This window comes from Gallalistipes aquisgranensis, assembly GCF_014982715.1.
GTDB lineage: Bacteria > Bacteroidota > Bacteroidia > Bacteroidales > Rikenellaceae > Gallalistipes > Gallalistipes aquisgranensis.
The window spans coordinates 80,064-103,698 of sequence record NZ_JADCJY010000001.1; the positions used below are offsets into that span (position 1 = coordinate 80,064).

The following is a 23,635-nucleotide window of genomic DNA, read 5'->3' on the forward strand; positions in this document are numbered from 1 at the left end:
TGAAAGATTGTCAGTCCGGTTCATAAGAGTGAAAATCCCCCCGTCAGATATCGTTCTGGCGGGGGGATGTGATATTGGGACGATTAATTGGGCTTCTGTTTGTTTTTCAGGTTATTGCGGTAGGCTGTGGGGGTGGTCCCGTACAGCGCGTGGAACGATTTGATGAAATAGCTCGGTGAGTTGAATCCCACCATGTAGGAAATTTCCCCTACCGAAAGTCCCGGCTCCGTTTCCAATAGGGTGATAGAGGTTTTCAAACGGATGTTGGTAATAAACTGATTCGGAGTCTGTCCTGTCACTCCTTTCAGTTTTGTGAAAAGTTTAGTACGGCCGAGAGCCATTTCCCGAGCGAAAAGAATAATGTCGAAGTCCGGATTGGTAAGGTTTTTTCGTACGACTTCGGCAGCCTTTTCGATCAGTTGCTGGTCGAGTGAGTTGGTAGCGATCAGTTGGGGGCGCAGAGAGGTGGACTGAGCGAATTTGTTCTGCATCAGAATACGGGAGTTGACCAAGTTATTGCATTTTGTGATCAGGATACGTGAATTGAAAGGTTTGGCGATGTAATCGTCTGCACCATGGCGGAATCCTTCCAGAGTCGATTCTTCCGTGATTCTGGCGGTCAGGATGACGAAGGGAATATGACAGGTGGTCAGATTGTTTTTGACTTTCGTGCATAGTTCGTATCCGTCGATGTTAGGCATCATCAGGTCACTGAGTATGATGTCGGGCAACTCCTCCCTCAGAAGCTGCCAGCCTTCCATTCCATCCTGGGCTTGAATGACTTCGTAGATAGGTTCGAACAGAGAGGTCAGATGCTGCCGCAGGTCGTCGTTGTCTTCCACGATCAGAATCCGGGTACGTTTCCCGCCGAGCGCTTTGCGGGAACTGGCTATTTCTTCCATGAATTTTTTGTCCGGAAGGTTGTCCGGTGTGTCGGGATACGGAATGTTTCCGGCCGGGACGGACTTTTTCAGCTCGGGGGGGATGTGCTCTTCTCCAACAGGCAGCGAAACCGAGAATGTCGTGCCGTGTCCGGGTTCGCTTTGTATGGATATGTCTCCGTAATGGGCTTTTACGATTCCTTTGGCTACGGTGAGTCCGAGGCCGGTGCCTATGGAAGCCTTGTTGTCGTTCGGGACTTGAAAAAACGGATCGAAGATCGTCTGTTGATACATGGGTGGAATCCCCGAACCCGTATCAGAGACCCGTATTACGATATGAGTTTTCTCTGCATGTATCGCCAGACAGATTTTTCCCTGGGGCGGGGTATATTTGAATGCGTTGGAGAGAAGGTTGTAAAAGACCTTTTCGAGTTGTTCTGTATCGTACCATATTTCGATCGGTTCGTCGGGGGCTTCCCATATGAAGTCGATCTGCTGTGCGATCGCGTATTCCCTGAATGAGGCATGTATCCGTCCGAGCAGTTCCACGATATTTTGACAGGTAAAACTCATAGGAATGAAATCCTGCTCTTGTTTTTTGAAATCCAACAATTCGTTGATGAGCCGGTTGATCTTTCCTATATTGTACTGTATGCCTGTGAGACGGTTGTAGATAGATGGAGGAATGTTGCTTTTTTGCAGGACGGTTTCCAAGTGGCTTTGGATCAAAGTGACGGGTGTCCTGAGTTCGTGGGATACGTAAGTGAAAAAACGGAGTTTCGACTGGTTGAGTTCCTGTATCTGATTCCGTTCCCGTTTTTCCATCTCGAGAGAGGTGCGTAGTTTGAGTTTACCTGTGTAAAACCTCAATAGCAGCACTATGATCGAAAGCAGGAACAATGTCAGGAGCAGATAAGCCCAGGTCGTTTTATGGAACGGGGGATGAACTTTTACGGTCAGACTGCGGGAGGAGAGTATGCTCCCCTTGTCCGGGTCGATGCTGCGGACGGTGAGCGAGTAGGTGCCGGGGGCCAGGTTGGTGTAAACGATCGGCTGCCCGGGGGTTCCTCGAATCCATTCCGTATCGAAACCCGTTAGACGATACTCTGTTTCGTTGCGGATGTAAGGAATATAATTGGTGATTGCGTACTCGATGGAAAAGGTGGTCTGGCCCGGACGAAGGTCGATTCCCTGTTGGTAGAATAGTGACTGGGAAAGTATGCCGTCCGGCCCGTTTGTGACAATTTTTTTATTGTTGACTTTGAGTGCAGTGAAATAGATGTCGGAAAGAGTTTGAAGTTCTGCCAGTTCTTTTTCTTCGAATGAAATCAAGGATTTGAATCCGCAGACATAAATTTCCTTGTTGCTCGAAACGTACAGGCCATAAGGAGATATGTCCGAAACGGGAAACCCATTGTCTTTCGTGTAATTGCTGAATACACCGTTTTCTGGGTCGAAACGTGTGAATCCTCCGTTGGTGGCCAGTAACAGATAGCCTGCAGGAGATTCGTCGATATCCAAGATATAGTCGTTTATGAGTGTACTGTTGCGGGTTGTATAACTTTCGAATGTGTTGGTCTGGGGACGGTATACGAGTAGTCCCGCACCGGAAGAACCCAGCCAGATGCGACCGTGCCGGTCCTGGGACAGGACCAGGACGTGACTTTGTCCCAAAGGGGTGTCTTCTCCTGAAAAGTATATTTCCTGTTTGTGTGTTTTCAGGTTGTACCTGATGACTTTGCCGGAGAGAGCCTGCCAGCAGTTGCTGTCCCGGTCGATCAGCATGTCTGTGATGTATCGGTTGTTTGCTTCCGGTGTGTCGACTAATCTGCGGCAGGTGCCTGTGCGTTTGTTGAAGACAACCACTCCTTTCTGGGTTGTCAGCAGTAATTCGTGTTCGCCGGCAGGTGCGATTTTCCGGATGTTATCGTCCGGGATGGTCCACGGTGTGTTTTTTTTATGGCGGTAAACGGAGATTCGGTGTGTAGCCAGATTCATCCGGTTGAGTCCGCCGAGTAGCGTGCCTATCCATAGGGTGTTTTCCTTTTTGTCCAGCCAAAGCGATTTGATACTATGGCTGGAGAACATTTTGTCCGGATATTTTTTCACCGAACCGTCGTTTTTGTTATATTGGAGAAGTCCGGCGCTTTCGGAGCCGATCCAAAAGTTTCCGTTTCCGTCGTCTGTCAGGCAACTGATGATCGACAGGGAAGGATTGGAAAATATTGTTTTATGGAATCGGTAGAAGTCGTAGTCCGGATTGTAGAGGCTGATTCCTCCGAAATATGATCCGATCCAGATCGTCCCCTGATGATCTTTCATAATACTCCATATCGAAGAGTGGGGTAGGGAATGAGGGTCGTCATTCGAATGATCCGCGTGGAGCATGGAGCGGTTTTCCGGGTACAGAATGTTGATCCCCTTGAATGTTCCGATCCAGTAATTTCCGGAATTGTCTTCGCAGACAGTTCTTGTGTAATTGTCCGAGAGTGAATTGGGGTCATTCGGATTGTGACGATAATTGATTGTCTCCCCGCTTTTGTCGATTCGGTAAATACCGTCGGATTGGGTGCATATCCATAAATTGCGTTTGGAATCCTCGTAAATGTTTACAATATGTTTGCCTTCGAGCAGCGAGGTTTCCTTGCGGTTCCGGTCGATGAAGAGAATTCCGTTATTCGCAGTCCCGATCATCAGATACCCGGCCGAGTTTTCGTAAATGCAGCGGATTTTGCTATGGGGATTGATCCTGTAATATTCTTCGAGAGTGTGTCCGTCGTATTTCCATACCATATTGGAAGTACATACCCATAGTTGTCCCCGATTGTAGCTGATGGCTTGAACGTCGTGTTTGCGGAGTGTCCGGAATTTTTCGGTTCGGAGGTCCATTTCGCAGAGAGCGTATTTGCACAAAACAAACAATTTCCCGTCCCGGTTGCCGCATACGGTGCGTATGTTGTTGCTGTATAGACTGGTACTGTCGCCCGGAATGGGCCTGAAAACCTCGAATTCCTGGCCGTTGTATCGGTTCAGTCCGTCCTGGGTGGCGATCCAGATCATGTTGAATTCGTCCTGGTAGAATGATGTGACACAAGATTGGGCCAATCCGTTTTCAATTCCGAGATGAGAAAAACGGAAAGTATTCCGGGCTGTTGTACTATGTATCAGGAAAAACGATAATAACAACAAAAATAATTGTAGCGGAAGGTGCATCTGTTTTAGGCTTGGATTTGTATTTATATGCAAAATAACAGAATTTACATAGAGTGTTGTTTTTTATTTGATTTTTTTGGACAAATTTTATGTAAAAGTGTACGGGAATCGTATGATAAACTTTAGGGGGATTATACCTTGCAAAATCCGCATATGTTTTTGATGGTATGAGAACTGCTTGTTTTTTTCTGTTTGTTTTTGAAATTGTTAATGCTTTCTCCCTTTGTGCTCAAAATGTTGCGGAGGACGCGGTTGATCCTTTTCATGGGGCGGACAACAGAGGGAATACATTCGTTGGTGCGGCTATGCCTTTTTCAATGGTGAAGCCGGGGCCGGACAGTTGGATGCCTTCGCGTTGGTTGAATTCTAATTCGGGTTACGGAACGGGACAATCGGTCTGCGGATTCAGCCAAACCCATGTCAGCGGCACCGGAGGAGCTGCGAAATATGGGCATTTTCGGGTAATGCCCATGATCGGAGATGTGAACCGGCGGGATTGCTCCGAACCTGTGAGGGATGAGATTGCCGCTCCCGGTTATTATGCTGCCACGCTTGCGGGGTCCGAAATCCGTTGTGAGCTGACGCTTACTCCTCATGTGGCATATCACCGCTATACGGCAGGCCGCGGTGATTCTCTTAATGTTTTATTCGATGTATCCTCGTTGCTGGACAAAGGTTCTACGCCGCAGCATCTGCTTGAAAGCGGGGTTGAGATACTCTCCCCCCGGGAGATGACCGGCTATTGCCGGTCAGAAGGAGGATGGAATGAAGGTGCTCCCTATACAGTCTATTTCTATGCCCGGTTTGACCTGGAAGCTTCCGGGTGGGGAACATTTCGGGAAGGCCGTCTTTCAAGGGGAAATTGTATCGAACGATCCATCAATCCGCATGACCATACCCGGAAAGCCGCTTACATGACTTTCCCGCTCGGGGCTGATCGGACGGTAACTTTAAAGATGGGTATTTCTTTTGTAAGCGGACAGAAGGCTCGGGAGAATTACGAAGCCGAAGCGGGAGATCTTTCGTTCGACCGGGCCAGGGCAAAGGCCCGGGAAATGTGGAATACCTATCTCGGAAGATTGGATGTAAAGTGTTCCGATCCGGGTGTACGCACTATGATTTATAATGGTCTTTATCGGGCATTGCTGATGCCGGTAGACCGAACCGGAGAGATGCCCGGCTGGGGGAATACGGTTTGTTACGATGATTTTTATGCGATTTGGGATACGTTTCGTACGGCGCTTCCTCTTCTCGGACTGATCGCTCCTGAGAAACTGGCCGATATGGTGAATGCACTGGTCTCAATCGGAGAGCGTGAGGGATTCATGCCCGATGCCCGAAGCGGCAATTGGACGGGACTGACACAGGGGGGAAGTAATTGTGATGTGGTGATCGCCGATGCTTATGTGAAAAAAATAGGAGGGATTGATTACAGGGCGGCGTGGAGGCAGATGAGGCGCAATGCGGAGATGGAGCCCGATGCACCGCGACGTTATGGCCGCGGAGGAGTTGTGCAGTTTGATACATTGGGATATGTCAGCGATCGTTTCGAAAGAAGCGGAACCCGTCAGATGGAATATGCCTATTGTGATTTTGCTCTGTGGCAGTTGGCCAAAGGATTGGGCGATACGGCCGCTGTCGTCCGTTATCTGGACCGTTCCCGTCGTTGGACGGCTCTTTGGAATCCGGATGCCGAAGATTCGGGATTCAGGGGATTTGTCTGGCCGAAACAGGAGAACGGAATATGGCGGGAAAAGTTCTCGGCGCTTACGGTGGGAAGCTGGCGGGGTGTTTTTTATGAGGGGACTTCGTGGCAGTATTCTCTGTATGCACCTCACGATGTGGAGCGGCTTATCGCTCTGTGCGGAGGACGGGAGGAGTTCGTCCGGCGTCTCGATTTCTTTTTCGAAAAAGGGTTTGCCGGAGAGAAGGGATTTTATAATGTCGGGAACGAACCGTCGTTCCTTACGCCTTGTCTTTATATATGGGCCGGGCGTTATGATCTGACGGCCTGTCGTGTCAGGGAGATCGGTGACCGTTATTATCGACCGGGCCGGGCCGGCTTGCCCGGTAACGACGATTCGGGTGCCATGAGCAGCTGGTATGCCTTTCATGCGTTGGGATTGTATCCGAATGCCGGGCAGGATTACTATTTGCTTACTTCTCCCCGGATAGAGCATGCCGAACTATGTCTGCCGGAGGGAAAAACCTTCCGAATCATAGTCAGGCATGCCGCTCCCGATCATATTTATATCCGTTCCGCCCGGCTTAACGGTCATCCGATAAACCGGGCGTGGATTCGTCATGCGGAGATCGTTGCCGGAGGAGAGTTGGAACTGACTATGGGTGCTGAACCTTCCGGGTTCGGCCGGAAGAATCTGCCTCCTTCGTTGCCGTTGTCCGGGGAGTGTCCGAATAGTAGATGAAATCCTTCAGCAGCAAAGAGTAGGGCTTTTCATAGTTCTTCCATCGGATTTCTACGGTGTAATCGTCTTCCGGAAGTCCGTACTTATGGAAAATGTCGTAGCGGCGCTGGATAAAATCGCATGGCATATCAAACGATTCCATTTTTTTGCCGTTCAGGTAGATGTCGAACAGTGCCGTATACTCCTCTTTTCCGGTTTTGCCTCGTTTCATCGTGCCGTGGAATATGAATCCTGTGCCATGGAACTTCATGGTTATTCCTTCCTGCCCGAACTCTTTCCCTACATGAATCCGTTCTACCGGATAGAGACCGCTGAAACTCTGCTCCAGGGGAAGAGGGGTGGGGGTCTGGAGAATTATTTCCGCTGAACTGCCCTTGATCCGGCCTCCGTTTTTGCGGATCATTTCTCCGGCATGTCTGAAACTCATTTCGTATATCTGAAGGAGGGTCGATTCCGTGAAAGGAAATTTGTCGTTTTCGACCTGGGCCATGCCTCGGGTCCATTGTTCTCCTATTTTGTCATAACCGAGCATGGTGCCGAGAATTCCGCATGCAGTAGCCGGATTGCAGTCGGAGTCCTGCCCGCAACGGGTGGAAATATCCATCGTTTTGAAAAAATCGCCTTCCCCGTACAACAGTCCCATTACTACGTATGCCGAATTCAGTGCGGCGTCTATATTGTAAGGATGGTCGACACCGTAACCGCAGCCGATATCTTCGTTTCCGTGCAAGGTTTCCAGTTCTTCCCATGTTTTAAGCCAATTATCCGGATATTTTTTCCATAGGGTGATCGTATTGGAGATACATCGATGATACCGGCTGGCAGCCGGTATTGCCTCCAGCGCCTCAGTGACGATCCGTTCCATATCGTCGTACACGAAAGCCAGGGAATAGAGGGCCGCGACGAAAGCCCCTCCGTAAACTCCGTCTCCATAGTTCATGATATGACCTAATTTCCAGCTGTATCGTGCAGCGGTTTCCGGCATGCCCGGACACATCAGGCCGATGAAATCGGCCTGTATCTGGAAATCGATGTCATCGGCATGGGGATTGTTGATCCAGTGTCCTGACGCCGGAGGCATCGTTCCGCGGAGTATTTGGTAACGGGCGATCTGGTTTGCGTGCCAAAGTTTGTAATCGGCATGGGCAAATGCCCTGGCAAATGTGTCCACAGGGGCTTCGAGTCCATGTTGGTCGATTGTTTCCATGTGGCAGATGTCCATATAAATGTCGTCGTACAGACCAGCCCGTTTTTCAAATGTTGTGCGGATATAGTCGTCGTACCAGGGAATGTCGTATTCTGGGGGGATTGTGATGCCTTTGAATTTGAATTCTGTTGGGCCACCGTAGGTACAGCCGATGATTTGGCCGGCCCATCCCCCGCGGATTTTGTCCATGAGGACGGAATCGGACAGTGTGAGGCTTTTTTCTTTTGAACAGCCTCCTGCAAACAGAACTGCCAGAATGAGCGTAATTGATTTTATCTTCATTTTGTTGTTGTTTTATTGTGGGCTATCCGGAAGGCTTGCGTGGTGACGTAATATTTGGCGAGCATGCCGGGTACTTCCCATTCCGGCATTACTCCTGTTTTCAAAAAATCCAGATATTTTTCTGTCACCTGGCTGAAATGGGCCTCGTGTCCTACATTATATCTGTCGGGAATGGCGATTCTCCAACTGCCGTTCGGTTCTGCAACTGCCGAAATGCCCGGATAGGTGGCTGCCAAACGGGAGGTGGCAGATAACACTTCTGCTTTGAAAGAGTCCGGAATGTTGTCCGTCGCGGGCTCTATGTATAATGTAGGACGATAGTTCTGTTCGGCTCCCTGCCGGATGACGAGATTTGCTTTTTCGCCCCGCATGACCGAGTAATGTGTATCCCCTCCCCCTTCGGGTGCCTCGAAGTTCCAGATGACGGAGACTTTGGCAACGATACCGCGTATCCGGTAAAGGATATTTCCGTTCGAATATACGTGCAATATCCCATCCCGAACATCTTTCCGGAGATAATCGGGGAAAGTCTCTTGTCCGGTTACCAGTTCAAATTGCGGGGATGTAATGGGGGTACTCCATCGGTTGGCATCGAGTATTTCGATCTCTCGGGTGTAGTCGATTGCCTGGTCGGGAAAGCACTCCCACTGGATCAGGTCGACCAGATGGGTGGTTACGTCCACAATTCCTTCTCCTTCCTGTTCCACGTCGAAGAACCATGCGGGACGTCTCAGGTGGCGGCCTGAAACCTGTTTGGAAAAGTGGTGAACGCTCTCCTTCACTATGGCGGGATGATCGGGAGTGCCGCTTACCAACGAACCGAACAGTTCCGGAATGCGAGAGTATTCCCGTTGTAATACGGTTGTAATCTCGTATCGTTCCGTCATTATATCGTAAAGCATGATACCCTGTTCGTGTGCCGTTTTAAAACACTCCTTCAGCAGATCGAATCCTTCCGGGGTGATCGCCATCGGTTTGTCTGCCAATACATGGATACCCGCATTGAGCGCGGCCCGGATATACTCGGTCTTTTTACGGTTATTACCTGCGACGATCATGACGTTGCCCTTTTTTTCTGAGAGCATCCGTTTCAGAAAATCGTCCCCGTAGTAAACGGTTTCTTTCCAGGAAGTAGGCGCCTCTTTACGGGTGTTGTATTGGTTTATTTTGTCCAGATATTCCTGTACATCATTTCCGTAGGGGGCATAGACATATACATTCGTGTCGATCTGGGGATAAGAGGTTTTTTGCACGAGTGCAGCATGAAAATGCCCAGGGTCGAGTACCAGGAGTCTGACTTCACCCGGAGCTCCCGTAAAGCGGTCTTGTGACTTGTCTGTTTGTTTGCATGAAACAAGTAGGGCCAACAGGCTGATCGGAAGAATTGCTTTTTTTGTCATGGTCGGAATTATTCGTGTTTATATCGTTCAAAAGCCTCGGCTATGTTGGCTTCCTTTTCGTTTCCGGTATGGATCAGTACTCTGTAACGTAGGCGGATTCTCTCGTTTTGCCGGAATCGGGTGGATTTCCCGTCGGTCGGCCAGTACATTGGCGTAGGTGAAATGAATCCATAATCGCGGGTGAACCACGGGGACGGAAATCCCGGATTCGATGGATGTTGAAGCAGGGCAATCCCTTCTGTGCCACTTTTACGTGTCGCATGGCAATCGAGCCAGGGAGAGGGCCTGCCGAAAGTCTCTTTTTCTCCGAGAGCTCCTTCTGCATTGACCATGATACCACCTTCCCGGACGCTCAGGTCGGGATCGATCCGGGCGCTGAACAGCGAGTGGTTGGTTTTGAGAATGATTACATCCGTCAGGAATTCCAGCGTGATGTCGAAGTCGATCTGGTACAGACTGTCTGAAGGTGCACAGACTGTTATGGTTCTCAAATCGCGGATCGGTGCCTCTGCATCCGGGCGTTTCCACATGCATTCATCCCGAATGACGATTGCCTCCCCCGAGGCGTGTATGAGGGCCGGTCCGAGCGAAACGATGCGTCCGCGTTCCAAATTCTCCTGCCAGTAATTTCCTCCGTTCACCTTGTCGCAACCGAAAAAGAGTGAACTGTGGTGTGGATACGTTCCGTTACGCATGGACGTGACGCCCGATCCGGACAAAGGACTGTTGACCGGGAAAAAATACGGATATTTTTCATCGGGAGAAAAGTGATAGCTTGTGACAAATCTCTTTCCCGCTTTTATGTCTATCCGGGAACCGTTTTTTTCAGCACTCATTGGCCGTGGACTGCCATGCAGCCAGATACAAGCCGCCAAAGCGACTGCTAAAGTCGCTGTATACCGTAGATTCATGTTTGTGAATTTACTGGTTATTTTACAGTCACTTTCGGTGTATTGGCGAACTCCTGCCAGAGGGATTCTGCACGTTCGGGTGTCATATCTCCGTCGTAAGTTACGATTCGGTAATGCAAACGGTAGGTGTGTTCCGGTTCCAGTACCCAATCTTCGTTTTTCGAGGGAGAAAAGTTGACAAAGGCGTCGCCCCGTCCTCCGTTTGCTTTTTCGTTCCAGATGCGTAGCGGTTCCGGATGCATGCGGTTGGCCGGATGACTCATGATGAGAATACCTGATTTTCCATTCGCGCATTGGCCTGATACATATATCCATCGGCCGTTCGTGCCGTCGATTTCATGCCTGGTTTTACCTTCCGAGGTCAGCATTTCACAGTTGTCTCGGGTCCATTCGGCCGTGGCCCTGAATCCGAAACCGGCGTAACGGTAGGCTTTCAGTATGACAGGCAGTGCAGTGGCCGGTTCCAGGTCGGAAACGAAATCCCACATAAACATTTTGTCTCCTGTGTTCCATGCTTTCATACTGAGTCGTTCTTGCATGATGACGATCTCCTCTTTCGGCGTGAATTCCATCGTCCATTCTTGGGTGTCGACAGTTTGTTTCTCTCCGGGCCGGAAAATGACGTGAGTGTGTTTGACCTGTATTTCGGCAAACAGATCGCCGGCTGATGTACGAATGACCGTATCAAAACGCACGGTTCCCTGTTTCAACCCGAGATTCCATAAATCGTACTTGTCATTATCGTATGAAATGGAGGTCCATGGATTCCAAATGCCGTAGTGGTGCATGTGGTCGGCCGGATTTATATTGGTCAGAATGTTTCCCGCAGGAGACCATGCCGGATGGATGTATCCTGCACGACGGAAAGCCGGATCCACATATTTGGGCAGTTTCTTGATCTGTGTGTTGTATTGGAGTATATCTTGATTCCCCCGTTGCAGGATCAGGTTGCCATTCTTGTCTTCGCTGATGCTCATTTCCCCGGTTACGCGGACTGGCTGTGTGGAGGGTTCAATCGAGTATTCCCTGACTTCACCGTTCTTGAGTGTACCGTCGACCTTCCAATAAATTTTGGAGCCTTCGGGTGTGGATTCCCCTTGGCTGATACAGCGCAACTGTTTGCCGTTCGTTGTTTCGAAAACGGTCACGGGATTGGACCCGTTCCAGGGTATTGATACGATACTGTTGTGGTAGTCCCTGCCGTCGGCTTCGACTTGTACACGGATTTTTTTCGAAACTTTCCTGTCGGCCCGGACAGTTTCGGCAGTACATAACACGGATAGGGAAAAGACGGCTATTTTCAACAGAGTTTTCATGGTGTCGGTGATTTAGAAATTGTAGGGAGCCCGTTGCGGACGGGAAAGCATGGAGTTTGCCTCATCATCGTTACGGAATCTTTCCGTACGCGGGTCCCAGTGTAGTTTGCGCCCCAACTTCATTGCGATGTGTTGCAACAGGCAGGCAGTGCATGCGCGGTGGGCCACTTCTGCCGGGGCGATATTCAATGACCGTGTCCGGATACATTCCAGCCAGTTCCCGTGCTGGTCGTCCGATTTATATAGATGCACTTCATGCTCGCCGATTACGGAACCGAGTATGCGAGGGTCTGATGCGGCGAGTGGCCCTCCACTCGATGCGTCCGATACGGGATCGCTTGCCGAGGCCCGGTAACGTCCGCGGGATACGAAAATCCAACCTTCCGTGCCGGAAAATAGTACGCCGTTGGGTTTCCCGGGACCGTCAACCATTCCTTTTACCACGACTCCGTTGTCGTAGAGCATCTCCGATTGGAAATCCCCGTGTACGTCCCACAGTCCTGAAGAGGGAAATTGGGCGGTAGCCGTAATTTCAATTGGTCCCGAATACTCTTTTCCCATGGCCCAGTGGGCGATGTCGAAGTGATGGGCCCCCCATCCCGTTATCATACCGGCGCCGAACTGTTCACAGCGCAGCCAGCCGGGACGTCCGTATCCCTGTTGAGGATGTACCCGGTCTACGGTGTAGGGAACCGAAGGCGTTTGGCCGAGCCACATGTCGTAATTCAATCCTGTCGGTACGGGCATCGGGGTCGGATCTCCGCCTGCAGGATCGCCCGGCAGACGGACTTCGATCGAAAGCAGTTTCCCGATGCGTCCATTACGCACCAGTTCGCAGGCCCGGCGGAATTGCTCCATGGAACGCTGCTGGCTTCCGATTTGAAGAATCCTGCCGGTAGCATTGACGGCATTGCTCATCTTTCGGCCCTCTTCGATGGTGAGGGAGGCCGGTTTTTGCAGATAGACGTCTTTCCCTGCATAAACGGCATCAATGGCCTGTTTGGCGTGCCAATGATCCGGGGTGCTTATCAGTACGGCGTCGATGTCGCTGTCGGCAAGCAGCTGCCGGTAATCTTCATAGGTATTCACGCCCGAATAGGGCTTACCTGATTTTTTCGTGTAATAATTTTCTACCAGTTTTTTAGCGTCGTCCAGTCGCCGCCTGTCTACATCGGAAACGGCAACGATCCGTACGTTGTCATATTTCCATACGCCCGGCATGTCATGTGTGCGGGAGATGCGACCGCAGCCGATCGCCCCTATGTTGATCCGGTTGGAGGGAGCGTTTTTTCCAAAGACACTCGAGGGTACAATGGTGGGGGCGGTGATTATCCCGAGTCCCATCAGGGCACTTCGTTTGAGAAATTCTCTTCGTTTCATTTTATGGTGGTTTTAGGGGAAAATATAGTGGTAAAGATAGGAAAATATTGTGGAATGTCGTTCGAGTTATGATAAAAGGGGACTTGGGGCCCCCTTTTTGTTCCCGGAAGTGGGGCAGCTATTCGGTAAGCGATATCTTTTTTACGCAGCGGACTTTTCTTGCGGTACTGTACTTTGCCCCTCCGTCAATGGCATACTTGCCCATACGTACCCAGAAAACGTTGACTCCCGTCGCTTCCGTACTGGTCCAGTAACTGTCTCCTGCTGCAGTTTGGTCGGCCTCGTTCATGGCCCGGCCACCTTCTATGGCCATCAGTTTCGCATCGAATGCGGCCCGGGCATCTTTTTCTTCTTGCGAAATGTCGATGGGATTGGCTATGGTAGCTTCGCTGACCGATGTCCCGTTATAAGCCTCGAATATCTGTATCATCTCCTGTTTCGAGGGAAGATACCAGCCCTCTCCCATTTCCTTGCAGTAATTGAATGCCGTATAGAGTGTCTGATAGTCGGGGATTGCCTCCGCGGCTGCCTGGTTGACCGCTCCGTCCGTTTCGTGGGTGGTGCCGATAGGCGCTGTATGGTCCCGATCGGCCCACATGATTCCTTTGTCGCTGCATGTGCCCGATACGATTTTTATCTCGGTTGGATTGGCCTTGTCGTCCTGCCAGAAGACGACTCCTTGATCTGTTCCGCCACCACCTTCACCAGCTTCCTGGACGATTTCGATCGTTTGTGTCTGTGTGTTGTTGCGAAGTCCGGCAGTTACCGTGATGGATGCCGTCCGGGTGGAGGAGGATAGGTTTTTACCTCCTGCCGTAATCACGATGTTGTTCTGCTGTATGGAAACGAGGCACCAACTCTGGCTTTTTTCGTCTACCGTGATATCCAGTGTCGGCTGGTTGGTCGTGACGGGAATGATGATCTGACTGTCCTTTTCGTTGCCGAGGACAGGAATCGTGGCAGGCAGTTCCAGTGAAGCAGGAATGTTGAACGCTTCATAAGCGGGAGTCGGATTGTCGTCCGAACATCCGGAGCCCGTGAAAACCATCGTGAGAATCCAGGGAAAAACAAGGAACTTTTTCATAAAGGCTGTGGTTTTAAGTTGTTTATTGTTTCTGTTTAAGGTCTGCTTCCGTGGTTGCAATTCCTTCGGTGCAGCCGTTCTCGTTGTAAGCGTCTACCCGATAATAATAGCCTACTCCCCGGGTCAGAACATGTAATTGCAGGGAGTCTGTCTGGTTGCCTTTCACTTGGACGGTGAGATTCAGAAAGTCGGGGGCATATCCGAATCGGACCATATATCCGTCCGCATGTTCCACCCGATTCCATTTGACTCCGGCAAAACGTTCGTCCTCACGGTCGCGTACCACCGACGGTTTGCCGACTTGTTGAGGTGCAGTGCCGTTTCCTTTGCCGAATACTCTTAGATCGCGGATTGCGAACTTGCCGGACATGGGAGTATGAATGTTTTCGATACGGATATGGGATGCCTCTACGGGTTCGTCCAGCACGATGTATTCATGGGGATTTGTACGGCGATTTTTGCTTTTGTCAACGAGTGTTTTCCACTGTTTCCCGTCGTCCGAAACGGAGATCAGATAGGACGAATAATCATCGGAAAAGTCCGTGGTGTCGATTTCGTGTTCCGCAAAGTTGAGTTGAAGGGCATGTATTTGCTTTTTCCCATTCAAATCCATGCAGAGCCACTCTCCTTTTCCTCCGCTGGCGGCTGCCCACCAGGTCCTGATGTTCTCGTCCGAGGCATTTTCCACCGGATAACCTTCCGATGAAGAAGATGCCGTGCATCGTTTTCCGAAAGAGAGGTTCCACCATCCGGCCATATACCCCTCTTTGTCGGGATCGAATTTGCGTTGGGGAAGATGCATCGGGTAGTCTCCGAACACAGTGTGCACCCGCATTCGTCCCTTTTTGTCGAATGTGACGGGGAAAAGGCCTAATCTTCGTTCGAAGGGGTCGCGGTTTCCTACCCACATGGTCGTAATCTCCCACCAGTTGCCATATTTGTCCTTGAAGACGCAGCTATGGCCTGCACTACCGATAAAACCTCCGGCTTTCATGGAGACGGGATTATAAGGCATCACTTCGAAATTTCCGTCGGGACGGTCACTCTCCATGACTGCATCGCAATACCAGATCGAAATCGTACCGGGGGTGGCGAACTGCAGGTAGTAACGGTTGCCGTTGCGGACAATCCAGGAACCTTCAGGACATGGCAGCCATTTGAAGCGGCCCTTCCAGTCTCCGGCATCGATTTCATCGTAAATTTCCCTGCGGCCGAAGTGATAGCCTCCGTCACACTGGTTGATGTCCGTAATATAATCCAGTAACAGCCGTTCCGAACCCGGGATCATGGTCATTGTCGAGGGATCGAGTTCGAAGCATTTGATGGACTGGTTTGTCCCGAGCCCGTGAAAAACGAAATAACGGCCCCGGTCGATGAACAAACTGGGGTCGGAGACGCGTGGAATCTCTCCGCATACTTCCCAAATGCCGGTTTCCGGATTGGCCGACCGGAGGATTTTAGTAGTTTTTTGTTTCCTGTCCCGATTCAGTTTGATGAAATAGAGGTATTTTTCGTCTGCGGCTACGGCAGGAGCTACGTAACTGCCGTAGTTGAGAGCTTCGGAGTGAACTTCTTCGTTGAAGTATACGTTTTCCCACCGGGTCAAATCGTCGGATACCCTGTATCCGCCTATGTCATGTGTGGCGAACAGATAATATTTGTTTTTGAAGAGTACGATTACGGGATCGGCCGATGTTCGGGAAATCGTTTGCTTGAATTTACCCCATCCGTAATCCAGGTCGAGCGGATTGCAGTATGTGGTCGCCCGCTCTTCTTTTTGCTGGTTGTTTCGGCATCCCCAAAATAAGGCGAGGCCGGCGATGGCTACGGTGAATAATGATTTTGTCATATTTTTCTTTTTTCAGTTCGATGATCGGTTGTTTCAGGGAGTAGCGGTTTTGTTACCAGAGTTCGAGGAGAGGGGGTGTGTCGGTATCTCGCGGTGAAATCGTTGCGATCCGTCCTTTGTCATAGTCGTCTCCCGGTTCCCGTACTTCACGGATGAGCATGAATGTGGCACCTTTATCTGCATGTTTTTTTATTACATCCGTCACATCAAGATAGTGATAGGACGGATAGGAAGTCATGGTCATCTCCCCGGCGACGAATAACTTCGATCCAACTTCTGTCGCTCGCGCCTGATGTGGATCGAGTCCGGGTGCATTTGCCCAGGACAAACTTTTTTCTTCCCATTGTCCGTCCTGCATGCAGTATATATGGAACCGGAACGGCTTTGTCCCTTTCGGACAGTATCCGTGCAGGCCAAGGACGATTCGGTTGGCTGTTTTCAACTTTTCGGTGCATGGGAAATTCAGGTAGGTTACCCGGCTATTCTCTTCCGATCGGGAATCGAGCGATATGCCCAGTGAATCCGACCTTTGCGGGATTGTCGCCAGTTTTCCCCCGCGGACTGAAATACACTTGTCTGCGAACAAGGTCGTTGGGAACGTAGCTTTCATCGGAAGTGTAAGTAATCCTACGCTTTGGGCCGGAAGTGTCAGCGTGAGTAATCCTCCTTCCGTTGTTTTCAGTATTTCGGCTTCTCCGTAACGGTCGGCGCTGACCTGCTCGTAAACGACTGGTGTCCCGGCACCGATTCCGAGATCTTTCAGGTTCAGAACGAGATTGTAATTGACTGGATTCCTCTGTACGAGCCATATATAGATGTTGCCCGAGAGGGAGTCTGCCGAGGAGCAAATATCCAGATCAGGGTCCTGGACGGAGATGTCACAATGCAACAGCGGACGTTGGTTTTTGAATCCCTTGGCGAAAAGTCTCACTACTTGGGCTGTCCGCTGAACTCCGCTGATATCGTAACTTTCCGGTGCATCGGATAGGGTGTGTGGAGGAAAAAGTTTGATCTCCCGAATGACGGATTTCCCTTTGTCACGGATAATGATCCTGATTCTGGAGCCGGCCGTACCTTCCGGAAAAGTATAGTAAAGCTGGGCATAGCGGCATGCCGTTTCTTCCGTACCGGGAATGTCTTTCCAGCCGTTTCTGTCGGAAATCTGTATTTTCAGGCTTCGGATACGGTCCGGAGCGGTGAACACTCCTCCTGCCGAACCCGTATAGATGGCTATTCCCCCCAATGGAGTTAAGCGGCCGAGGTCGATTTCCACCCATTTCTCCTCTTCCGAGGAGGATGCCCACGCAGAATCGTCCGCTTTGCTTCCGTCGGTTAACCGTGTCGTACTGTATCCTGTGTCGGTTCCGCTGGCTCGTGCCGGCTTGCCGAGAGCCAGGTTTTCGTAGGAATCTTCGGCGAAACGCTTGCCTTTCCAAATATAGTGGTGGCCCGATTTGATCCCTCGGGGATAGGTTGAACTGGCCGTGTTGGCGAACTTAAAAGCCCACATGCCGTAGCCACCGCCCTGCATGTTGCGGGTATAGATACCCGCCCATTCGGTGAACAGAGATGGCGAGTCCATCGTTTCCTCCTTATCAATCAAATAAGCGTTCATCCAGCGACCGATTTCGGTAAATACGATCGGTTTGGTATCGTGCAGGGGGTGGTTATCCCGTAGAATTTTGTCGATACTCTGCACCTTGCCTTCATATCCGGCAGCCGGAAGGTTGTATGAGTGGGTCGAAAAGATGTCGATCAGATCGTAATCACATTTGTTCCCCCGGTAATCGATCCGTTCCGAAGCAGCGATTTTCGCCCACCAATTGGTATTGGTTCCGGCCGTGACCGGACCGACAAACCGGGGGGTGAGGTGCTTTTCATAAATGCGGTTTACATCGGCAATGGCACAGCGAATAGCGTCGGAGGCGATTCGCATCATGTCGATCCAGACATCCAGAGGGACCGGACCCGCATGACGGTGATTCGGTTCGTTCTGCATGGCGAACATGTGGACGTTGCCTTCTCTGGCCAGATAGAAGGCAAGGGCATAATAGCGCTGCCATTGCAGCCATTTTTCGCTCCAATCCGCAGCTTTGACCCGGTAGCCGGATTGCAGGACAATGTCTATTCCCTGCTTGTTGAGTTCCTGTAAAGCATATTTCAGAACCATGGTATTGGTAGAGGGAATCAGACGGGATGCGGTGGCGTCGATTGAATCCCAGCGAACGAGATTTCCGTTAAGGGGATTGTCGCGGAAAATTCTTTTAAGACGGTCGAATTCATCGGGATCTTTCACTATGCTTTTGTTGTCCACCCATTCCGGATGCACATAAGTTCGTAAATCGGCCCAAAGTCTGACTGCATTCACTCCGGAATATTCCAGCCAGGCTGCGACGTTGCTTCCCGGTACGAAGTATCCTTGGTTGTATCCAACATATTTCATCGTACGGCCAGTCGTTTCTTTTCCGATTCGGACCATGATGTTGGACGGCCGATGGTCAAATGCGGAGGAGGTGCACTCTTGTTGAGTCTTTGTCGGGGCGGGGAGCGACCGGTTGATCCTTCCGTATCCTTCCAATTCTACGATTCGGATAGCTTCGCCGTCCGTGGAACGGAGCCGGAACCGAAATGATGTGATCGGGGTCGAAAATCGGAATGATATTCTTTCCTGTCGGTTTTCGGTGGTGAGAGTTTCGGAAATGTCAGTCCAGTTAGCATCGTCCCAGTATTGAAGTATGAAATTTTTTACACTCCAGAAACCGGGGGACTGAATCCGTTCGTTGTCGTTTTTCTCTTTGTCGGGAATACCCGTGTAGATGACGACTGAGTCGATGTCGTAATAACGGGACAGAATTACATCTAAAGTATGAGGAGGCCTCGAGCCTCGCTCGGACATCCAGGTCGAACGCCGGGAAATCTCTCCGTCCACAGCGTTTTGAGGAGAGTATTTGGGGTGACCGGATGAGGCTTTTACCTCGGCTTTGAGAAAAACGTTGGTCTGTGCCGTCACCGAAACGGATAACAAGATCGAAATGACGAAGGGTGGGAGTAGTTTCATATTCCGGTCTATTTGAATTGAGTTTTGAGTAATACGGTACGACGGTCCCCTCGCAATGTCACTTTCAGTTTGCGTTCCGGGAATGAGAGCGGTCTTTCCACCGTTTGTACGCTGTGTGGGGGTAGCGTATATTCCGTTTCGGGGTGTTCGTTGATACCCAGGAATATTTTTATTGGTCCGTCCGTGGGATTTTCCAATGTCGTAAGCATGCGTGAACAGGACGAGGGGATTTCGACCGCGAAGTATCCCCTGCCTTCGGCTCGGTCCGAATTTTCGACCTTGTCGCTGCCTCCCGGGGTGTAGTCGAACGGTGCGAACGGCCGGCGTCCGTGCGGTATGTATTGTACGCCCGGTTTCGTATTCCAACGTCCGTAAGAACCGGCATATTGGAATCCCAGATCGTCTACTACGATTTTCAGCCGTTCCTGCTGGTCAATAGGGATGATTGGCAATGGGTTGATTGTTAATCCATTGTTTGCTCCTGTGACGATGCCTCGTTCCGAGGAGAAGTCTCCCCAGACGATTTCGTGGTTTACGAATCGATAGGGTTCTGGTTTTTGTTCTCCCGTTGCATAACCGATCAGGTTGGACAGTAGCTTTTCGGCAACGGGATCTATGCCCCGGCGTGAGGTCAGGTCGAATCCGCATAAGATGACGGACCCTTTGCCTGTTTCGATTTCACAGAGTGCCGTTCCGGCCAAATTTCTTCCGTAATTGGCTATCACTTCTACCTGGGTGAGATCCGCTTCTTTGAGCAGGAATCCATGCGTGACGGGGTAAACCGCCGGAAACCCGGGTTTGCTCTCGTCGAAATCCGTGTAGTCCGACCATAACATCAGTCTCTGGCGGGGGATTCCTTTGAAGATGGGATGGTCCGTCCGTTCCGGATTGATGTTCATGCCGTCCCGATAGGTGTACACCGGAGGGGGATAGGAGGAGTCGTTGGCACTGAGTACGGTAGGAATCACCTTCACGGGAAGCCATGCAAGGTCGGTTTTTCCGTAAGATTGGCGCAGACAGACGACTCTTCCGCCTCTTTCGGCGAACCGAAGAAGCTTTGTTGTGCTTTCTGGAGGGAGTTTGCTCCAACACATTTCGGAGAGTACCATCACGTCGTGTTTGCTGAGTTGATCGAAGGAGGTGGTTTCACTGAACGGGATATCGTTTTCCTGCAGGAAGGTCTTGAAGTCGCCTTGCGGGTCGAAAATTTTTAAGGGACGTGTCGGCTGTACGGGTTCGCTCCAGGTTTCGCCCGCGATGAAAATATCACAATTGTTTACCGAAACGATCTTTCCTGATTGCAGGATGGTACCCTTGAGCGTATACTCTCCTGTGGGAGTGTCGGTCGGAACGGCAATGCGGAGCGGAGTGCTCCATGTGCCGTAATACGGTATCTTCGGTAATGGAACGGTGTCGGAGACGATCGGTATCCGGTTGATGTCTTCCAGGGCCCAGACGACTCGTGCATCCGTCAGGTCCCGTCCTTGATCATCGTCGTTTACTACATGCAGGACGGAAGAAAAGACATTTCCTGCCCGAACATTCATTTGCCATGATTCCCAACTCAGCAACACCGGTTGATAACTGATTCCGTATTGATAGGCGGCTGGTTTGGGTCGCATCTGGGCGAAATTCCGGATGCCGTCCCAGTTGTGGAACAGAATCGTGAACGGCATGATCCCGGCCAGACGCGGATTGTGCGTACGAAAACGACGGAACATCTCGGTGGCGTTTTTCAGCATGAATGCCTGGTATTCCAGTGCCGCTTCCCCTTGCCGTTCATTCGGCAAATGTCCGGTCCAACATTTCTGGGACCCGGGTTGTTTGGTGCGGGAACAGAGATTGTAGCGTCCGTCTATTCCTGTGTAATTGCCGACGCATTCGGTGAAGGTGATCGCCTGGACTTTCCCTTCATTCTGCCATGCGTTCATGTCCCGCAAATTGAGGTATGTAAGGAACGTGTTGTAATACCATCCCCAATACCGGTGTACGTCGTATATGTCTGCGGAACGGCCCAAGCCATATCCGGCATTGCCGATATAAGGACGGGTGTCATCCCATTTGATGAGTTCTTTGTGGGCTGCGGACAGAAACTGTTGCCATGCTTTTCCCCGCTCGTTGGAGAACGGCATTTCATTGGCCAGTACGTAAATGACGGTTGACGGATGGGGCGTGAAAGGACCGAGTTCCTTTTTTTTGTACAGTTCGACAGCCTGCATCAGATCTTGAGGCGGTTGGTTCGAAGTTGCATTTCTGGGGCGTCCGTATCGACCGGCAAAAACCATCATTCCCTCTTCGTCGCAGACGTCCATCCAGTTTTGATTGTCGGGTATCCGGATAATGTTGACATTCATTCCGCGCAGGAAACGAATGTAATCCCGGGCGAATTCCCTGCTTGTTTCCAATGCGGGCGGGATTCCCCGTCGGGGGGGATTGATCGCGTTGCCGCGTAGAAAGATCGGCTTCCCGTTGAGGTAGAAACGTCCGTCCTTCATTTCAAATTTTCGGAATCCGATACGGGTGTGTAACGTATCTCCTCCGCAACTCAATTCCAGATCGTATAAATGGGGCGAGGCGGGACTCCACAATTGGGCCCGTATGTTTCGGATCGTTTTTGTTATTTCGGTCTGGCCTCGGGAGATTCTTTCATTTACGACCTCGCCCTGCCATGCGATCGAATGGTCTTCATAGGAAGCGATTTTTCCGTGTATGCTGGCTGTCTCGTCTTTTCCTGAGATCAGAGTGATTTCGAGTTTCAGCTGATCGTCCGAAGTGATGGGCAGGACACCTGCGATTTTGACCTGTCCGCAGCACGGATTTTTTCCCAGAATGGCTGCGCCGGAGATGCAAAGGACGAGTAGCAGTTTTTTCATGGCTTGTATTTAAATCAGGGGATACAGAAGAGACGGATCTTTTCCGTATCCCCCGGATTATCGAATATAACAATAATCTTGAAATTTATGCGGTCTTTTCGGCTTCCCGTCAGAACCATCCGTCATTTTGACCGTAACCGGGCATCAGGCTGAGTTCGTCCTGGGGAATCGGCCACCGGGTGTCGCGTTCGGGTCTGAAATTGGTGCGGGCCTGGGCGTAGTCTTTGTCCAATTTGGGATCGTCGGCCCGGGTGTCACCGGCATGGGCCTTGACTTGGTCGTAAAGGATTCCCCATCGTTTGAGCAGGGGCCAGCGTACGCCTTCGAAATGGAGTTCGCGTGCATATTCGTCCAGCAGGTCCTGTTCGGTCAGCGGGCCGTTGAAATAATCGTTGCCGGTGTTCCCGTTGCGATAGTATGTCTTGTTGTAATATTCGATCGCTTTGCTGCTGTTTCCGCCCTCTTTTCTGAAATAGGCTTCGGAACACATCAGATAGGTTTCGGCCAGCCGATACAGGATCAGGTCTTTCAGACTGGACATCCGGTCGGGATTCTCGGTATTGGTCCATTTGTCGAAAAATTTCAGCGACGAGGGATGAAGGGATTCGAGATAGGGCGTATATTTGTTCGGGACTTCCACTTCGTCTCCCAGTTCTTTGCCGGCAGGTACGAGATCGGGGATGTTGTAGTAATATTTATGGCGGAAAAGTTCCGTGTAGCGTTTATCTTTGATTTCTCCGCTCGTTTTGTCTTTGTACAGGCTGAAGAGATAGGTGTTCGGATAGACCCGTCCCCAACCGTATCCCCCGTATTCGAGGCAGTTTTGCAGACCGGATATTTTCTTGTAGTTCGGTGTGGTGATCAAGGATACTTTGTGGCCGTTTACAACCCCGCTGCTGGTAGTGTTGCCTCCGCCGAGATTTCCCGACATCTGATAGGCATACAGAACCTCTTTGCAGCGCAGATCCGCTCCCGTGAATACGTCGATGGCACGATCCATCATTCCGTAGTCCGGGCATTCGAAGACGTCTTCGCATTGTTCGATGGCTGTGTTCCAATCCTCTTCCCACATGGCGACCTGGGCCCGTACATGTTTTATCGCGGCTTTCGTCCAGCGTCCGTAGTTGAGGCTTATGTCCGTGCCGTCAGGAACCCACGGGAGCACTTCGATAGCATCGTCCAGGTCTTTCTTTATCACTTCGAAGAGCTTTTCCTGTGTGGCGGGCTTGTACTCCCGGTTATCCGCATTGTCGATCGTCGTGGGCTCCAGATTCAGGTAAAGACGTTCGAACCTTTTCCAAAGTTCGAAATAGGCCCGGCCCCGGAATGCTTTCGCTTCTGCCCATGCCTGTTTTACTTCCGGATTGTTCATGTCCATTCCTTCTGCAGCTGTGATGATTTCGTTGGCTTTGCCGATGATCTGGTAATGCTGGTTCCAGATCGTCTGGATGTTGCCGCTTGCCGGAGTGAGATTGTCCAAACGGGCGAAAGCCGCAGCCGTACCTCCCCGGAAAACCATGATGTCGGTTGAGTAGTCGAGCATCTGGATGCAATATTCCACAGCGTCCGTAGTCGCGAACGAACGATCTTTTACATAGAGGCCTACGACTGCACGGCTTAAACCGTCCGGAGTGGAGTAAAGGTAGTTGGAGGTGATGGATGTCTTCGATTCCACGTCCAGCATGGACGTGCAGGCCGAACTGAGCCCGCCCAGCACGATAAATGACAGATATAGTAATTTTTTCATGGTGATCA

Annotated in this window: 12 protein-coding genes; 1 reads left to right on the plus strand and 11 read right to left on the minus strand. The window is 50.8% G+C overall.

The window, feature by feature from the left end:
* Positions 1-83: 83 nt before the first annotated feature.
* On the minus strand, positions 84-3,986 hold the full coding sequence (locus INF32_RS00295) for a hybrid sensor histidine kinase/response regulator transcription factor (RefSeq protein ID WP_226386420.1): 3,903 nt from the start codon (positions 3,984-3,986) through the stop codon (positions 84-86).
* 275 nt (positions 3,987-4,261) lie between these two features.
* Between INF32_RS00295 and INF32_RS00300 the strand changes: the two genes are divergently transcribed.
* Positions 4,262-6,520 (plus strand): GH92 family glycosyl hydrolase, encoded by a 2,259-nt coding sequence (locus INF32_RS00300; RefSeq protein ID WP_226386421.1) that lies wholly within the window; start codon positions 4,262-4,264, stop codon positions 6,518-6,520.
* On the opposite strand, the gene INF32_RS00305 is transcribed toward INF32_RS00300, so the two are convergent.
* The 10 genes from INF32_RS00305 to INF32_RS00350 all read right to left on the minus strand — a co-directional run bounded on the left by INF32_RS00305 (position 6,435) and on the right by INF32_RS00350 (position 23,627).
* Complete coding sequence (locus INF32_RS00305; RefSeq protein WP_226386422.1) at positions 6,435-8,009, minus strand: ADP-ribosylglycohydrolase family protein; 1,575 nt, start codon at positions 8,007-8,009, stop codon at positions 6,435-6,437. The genes INF32_RS00300 and INF32_RS00305 overlap by 86 nt on opposite strands.
* Complete coding sequence (locus INF32_RS00310; RefSeq protein ID WP_226386423.1) at positions 8,006-9,262, minus strand: putative oxidoreductase C-terminal domain-containing protein; 1,257 nt, start codon at positions 9,260-9,262, stop codon at positions 8,006-8,008. The genes INF32_RS00305 and INF32_RS00310 overlap by 4 nt, the downstream gene beginning before the upstream one ends.
* 155 nt (positions 9,263-9,417) lie before the next feature.
* On the minus strand, positions 9,418-10,320 hold the full coding sequence (locus INF32_RS00315) for a DUF6807 domain-containing protein (RefSeq protein WP_226386424.1): 903 nt from the start codon (positions 10,318-10,320) through the stop codon (positions 9,418-9,420).
* A gap of 17 nt (positions 10,321-10,337) precedes the next feature.
* Positions 10,338-11,636 (minus strand): DUF6807 domain-containing protein, encoded by a 1,299-nt coding sequence (locus tag INF32_RS00320; protein ID WP_226386425.1) that lies wholly within the window; start codon positions 11,634-11,636, stop codon positions 10,338-10,340.
* 12 nt (positions 11,637-11,648) lie between these two features.
* The gene (locus tag INF32_RS00325) at positions 11,649-13,016 is read right to left on the minus strand and encodes a Gfo/Idh/MocA family protein (protein WP_226386426.1); all 1,368 of its coding nucleotides are present in this window, start codon (positions 13,014-13,016) and stop codon (positions 11,649-11,651) included.
* Positions 13,017-13,134: 118 nt separating this feature from the next.
* Positions 13,135-14,100 (minus strand): BACON domain-containing protein, encoded by a 966-nt coding sequence (locus INF32_RS00330; protein WP_226386427.1) that lies wholly within the window; start codon positions 14,098-14,100, stop codon positions 13,135-13,137.
* Between the two features lie 22 nt (positions 14,101-14,122).
* On the minus strand, positions 14,123-15,949 hold the full coding sequence (locus INF32_RS00335) for a discoidin domain-containing protein (RefSeq protein WP_226386428.1): 1,827 nt from the start codon (positions 15,947-15,949) through the stop codon (positions 14,123-14,125).
* Between the two features lie 52 nt (positions 15,950-16,001).
* Complete coding sequence (locus tag INF32_RS00340; protein WP_226386429.1) at positions 16,002-19,007, minus strand: discoidin domain-containing protein; 3,006 nt, start codon at positions 19,005-19,007, stop codon at positions 16,002-16,004.
* Positions 19,008-19,015: 8 nt separating this feature from the next.
* On the minus strand, positions 19,016-21,880 hold the full coding sequence (locus tag INF32_RS00345; protein WP_226386430.1) for a glycoside hydrolase family 2 TIM barrel-domain containing protein: 2,865 nt from the start codon (positions 21,878-21,880) through the stop codon (positions 19,016-19,018).
* Between the two features lie 109 nt (positions 21,881-21,989).
* Positions 21,990-23,627, minus strand: a complete 1,638-nt coding sequence (locus INF32_RS00350) for a RagB/SusD family nutrient uptake outer membrane protein (RefSeq protein WP_226386431.1) — start codon at positions 23,625-23,627, stop codon at positions 21,990-21,992.
* Positions 23,628-23,635 lie beyond the last annotated feature (8 nt).

Excerpts from the sequence above, each read along its gene's own strand:
- INF32_RS00345 (WP_226386430.1), bottom strand. The coding sequence starts at position 21,880 with ATGAAAAAACTGCTACTCGTCCTTTGCATCTCCGGCGCAGCCATTCTG.
- INF32_RS00320 (WP_226386425.1), bottom strand. The coding sequence starts at position 11,636 with ATGAAAACTCTGTTGAAAATAGCCGTCTTTTCCCTATCCGTGTTATGT.
- INF32_RS00325 (WP_226386426.1), bottom strand. The coding sequence starts at position 13,016 with ATGAAACGAAGAGAATTTCTCAAACGAAGTGCCCTGATGGGACTCGGG.
- INF32_RS00340 (WP_226386429.1), bottom strand. The coding sequence starts at position 19,007 with ATGAAACTACTCCCACCCTTCGTCATTTCGATCTTGTTATCCGTTTCG.
- INF32_RS00335 (WP_226386428.1), bottom strand. The coding sequence starts at position 15,949 with ATGACAAAATCATTATTCACCGTAGCCATCGCCGGCCTCGCCTTATTT.
- INF32_RS00350 (WP_226386431.1), bottom strand. The coding sequence starts at position 23,627 with ATGAAAAAATTACTATATCTGTCATTTATCGTGCTGGGCGGGCTCAGT.
- INF32_RS00315 (WP_226386424.1), bottom strand. The coding sequence starts at position 10,320 with ATGAATCTACGGTATACAGCGACTTTAGCAGTCGCTTTGGCGGCTTGT.
- INF32_RS00305 (WP_226386422.1), bottom strand. The coding sequence starts at position 8,009 with ATGAAGATAAAATCAATTACGCTCATTCTGGCAGTTCTGTTTGCAGGA.
- INF32_RS00300 (WP_226386421.1), top strand. The coding sequence starts at position 4,262 with ATGAGAACTGCTTGTTTTTTTCTGTTTGTTTTTGAAATTGTTAATGCT.
- INF32_RS00330 (WP_226386427.1), bottom strand. The coding sequence starts at position 14,100 with ATGAAAAAGTTCCTTGTTTTTCCCTGGATTCTCACGATGGTTTTCACG.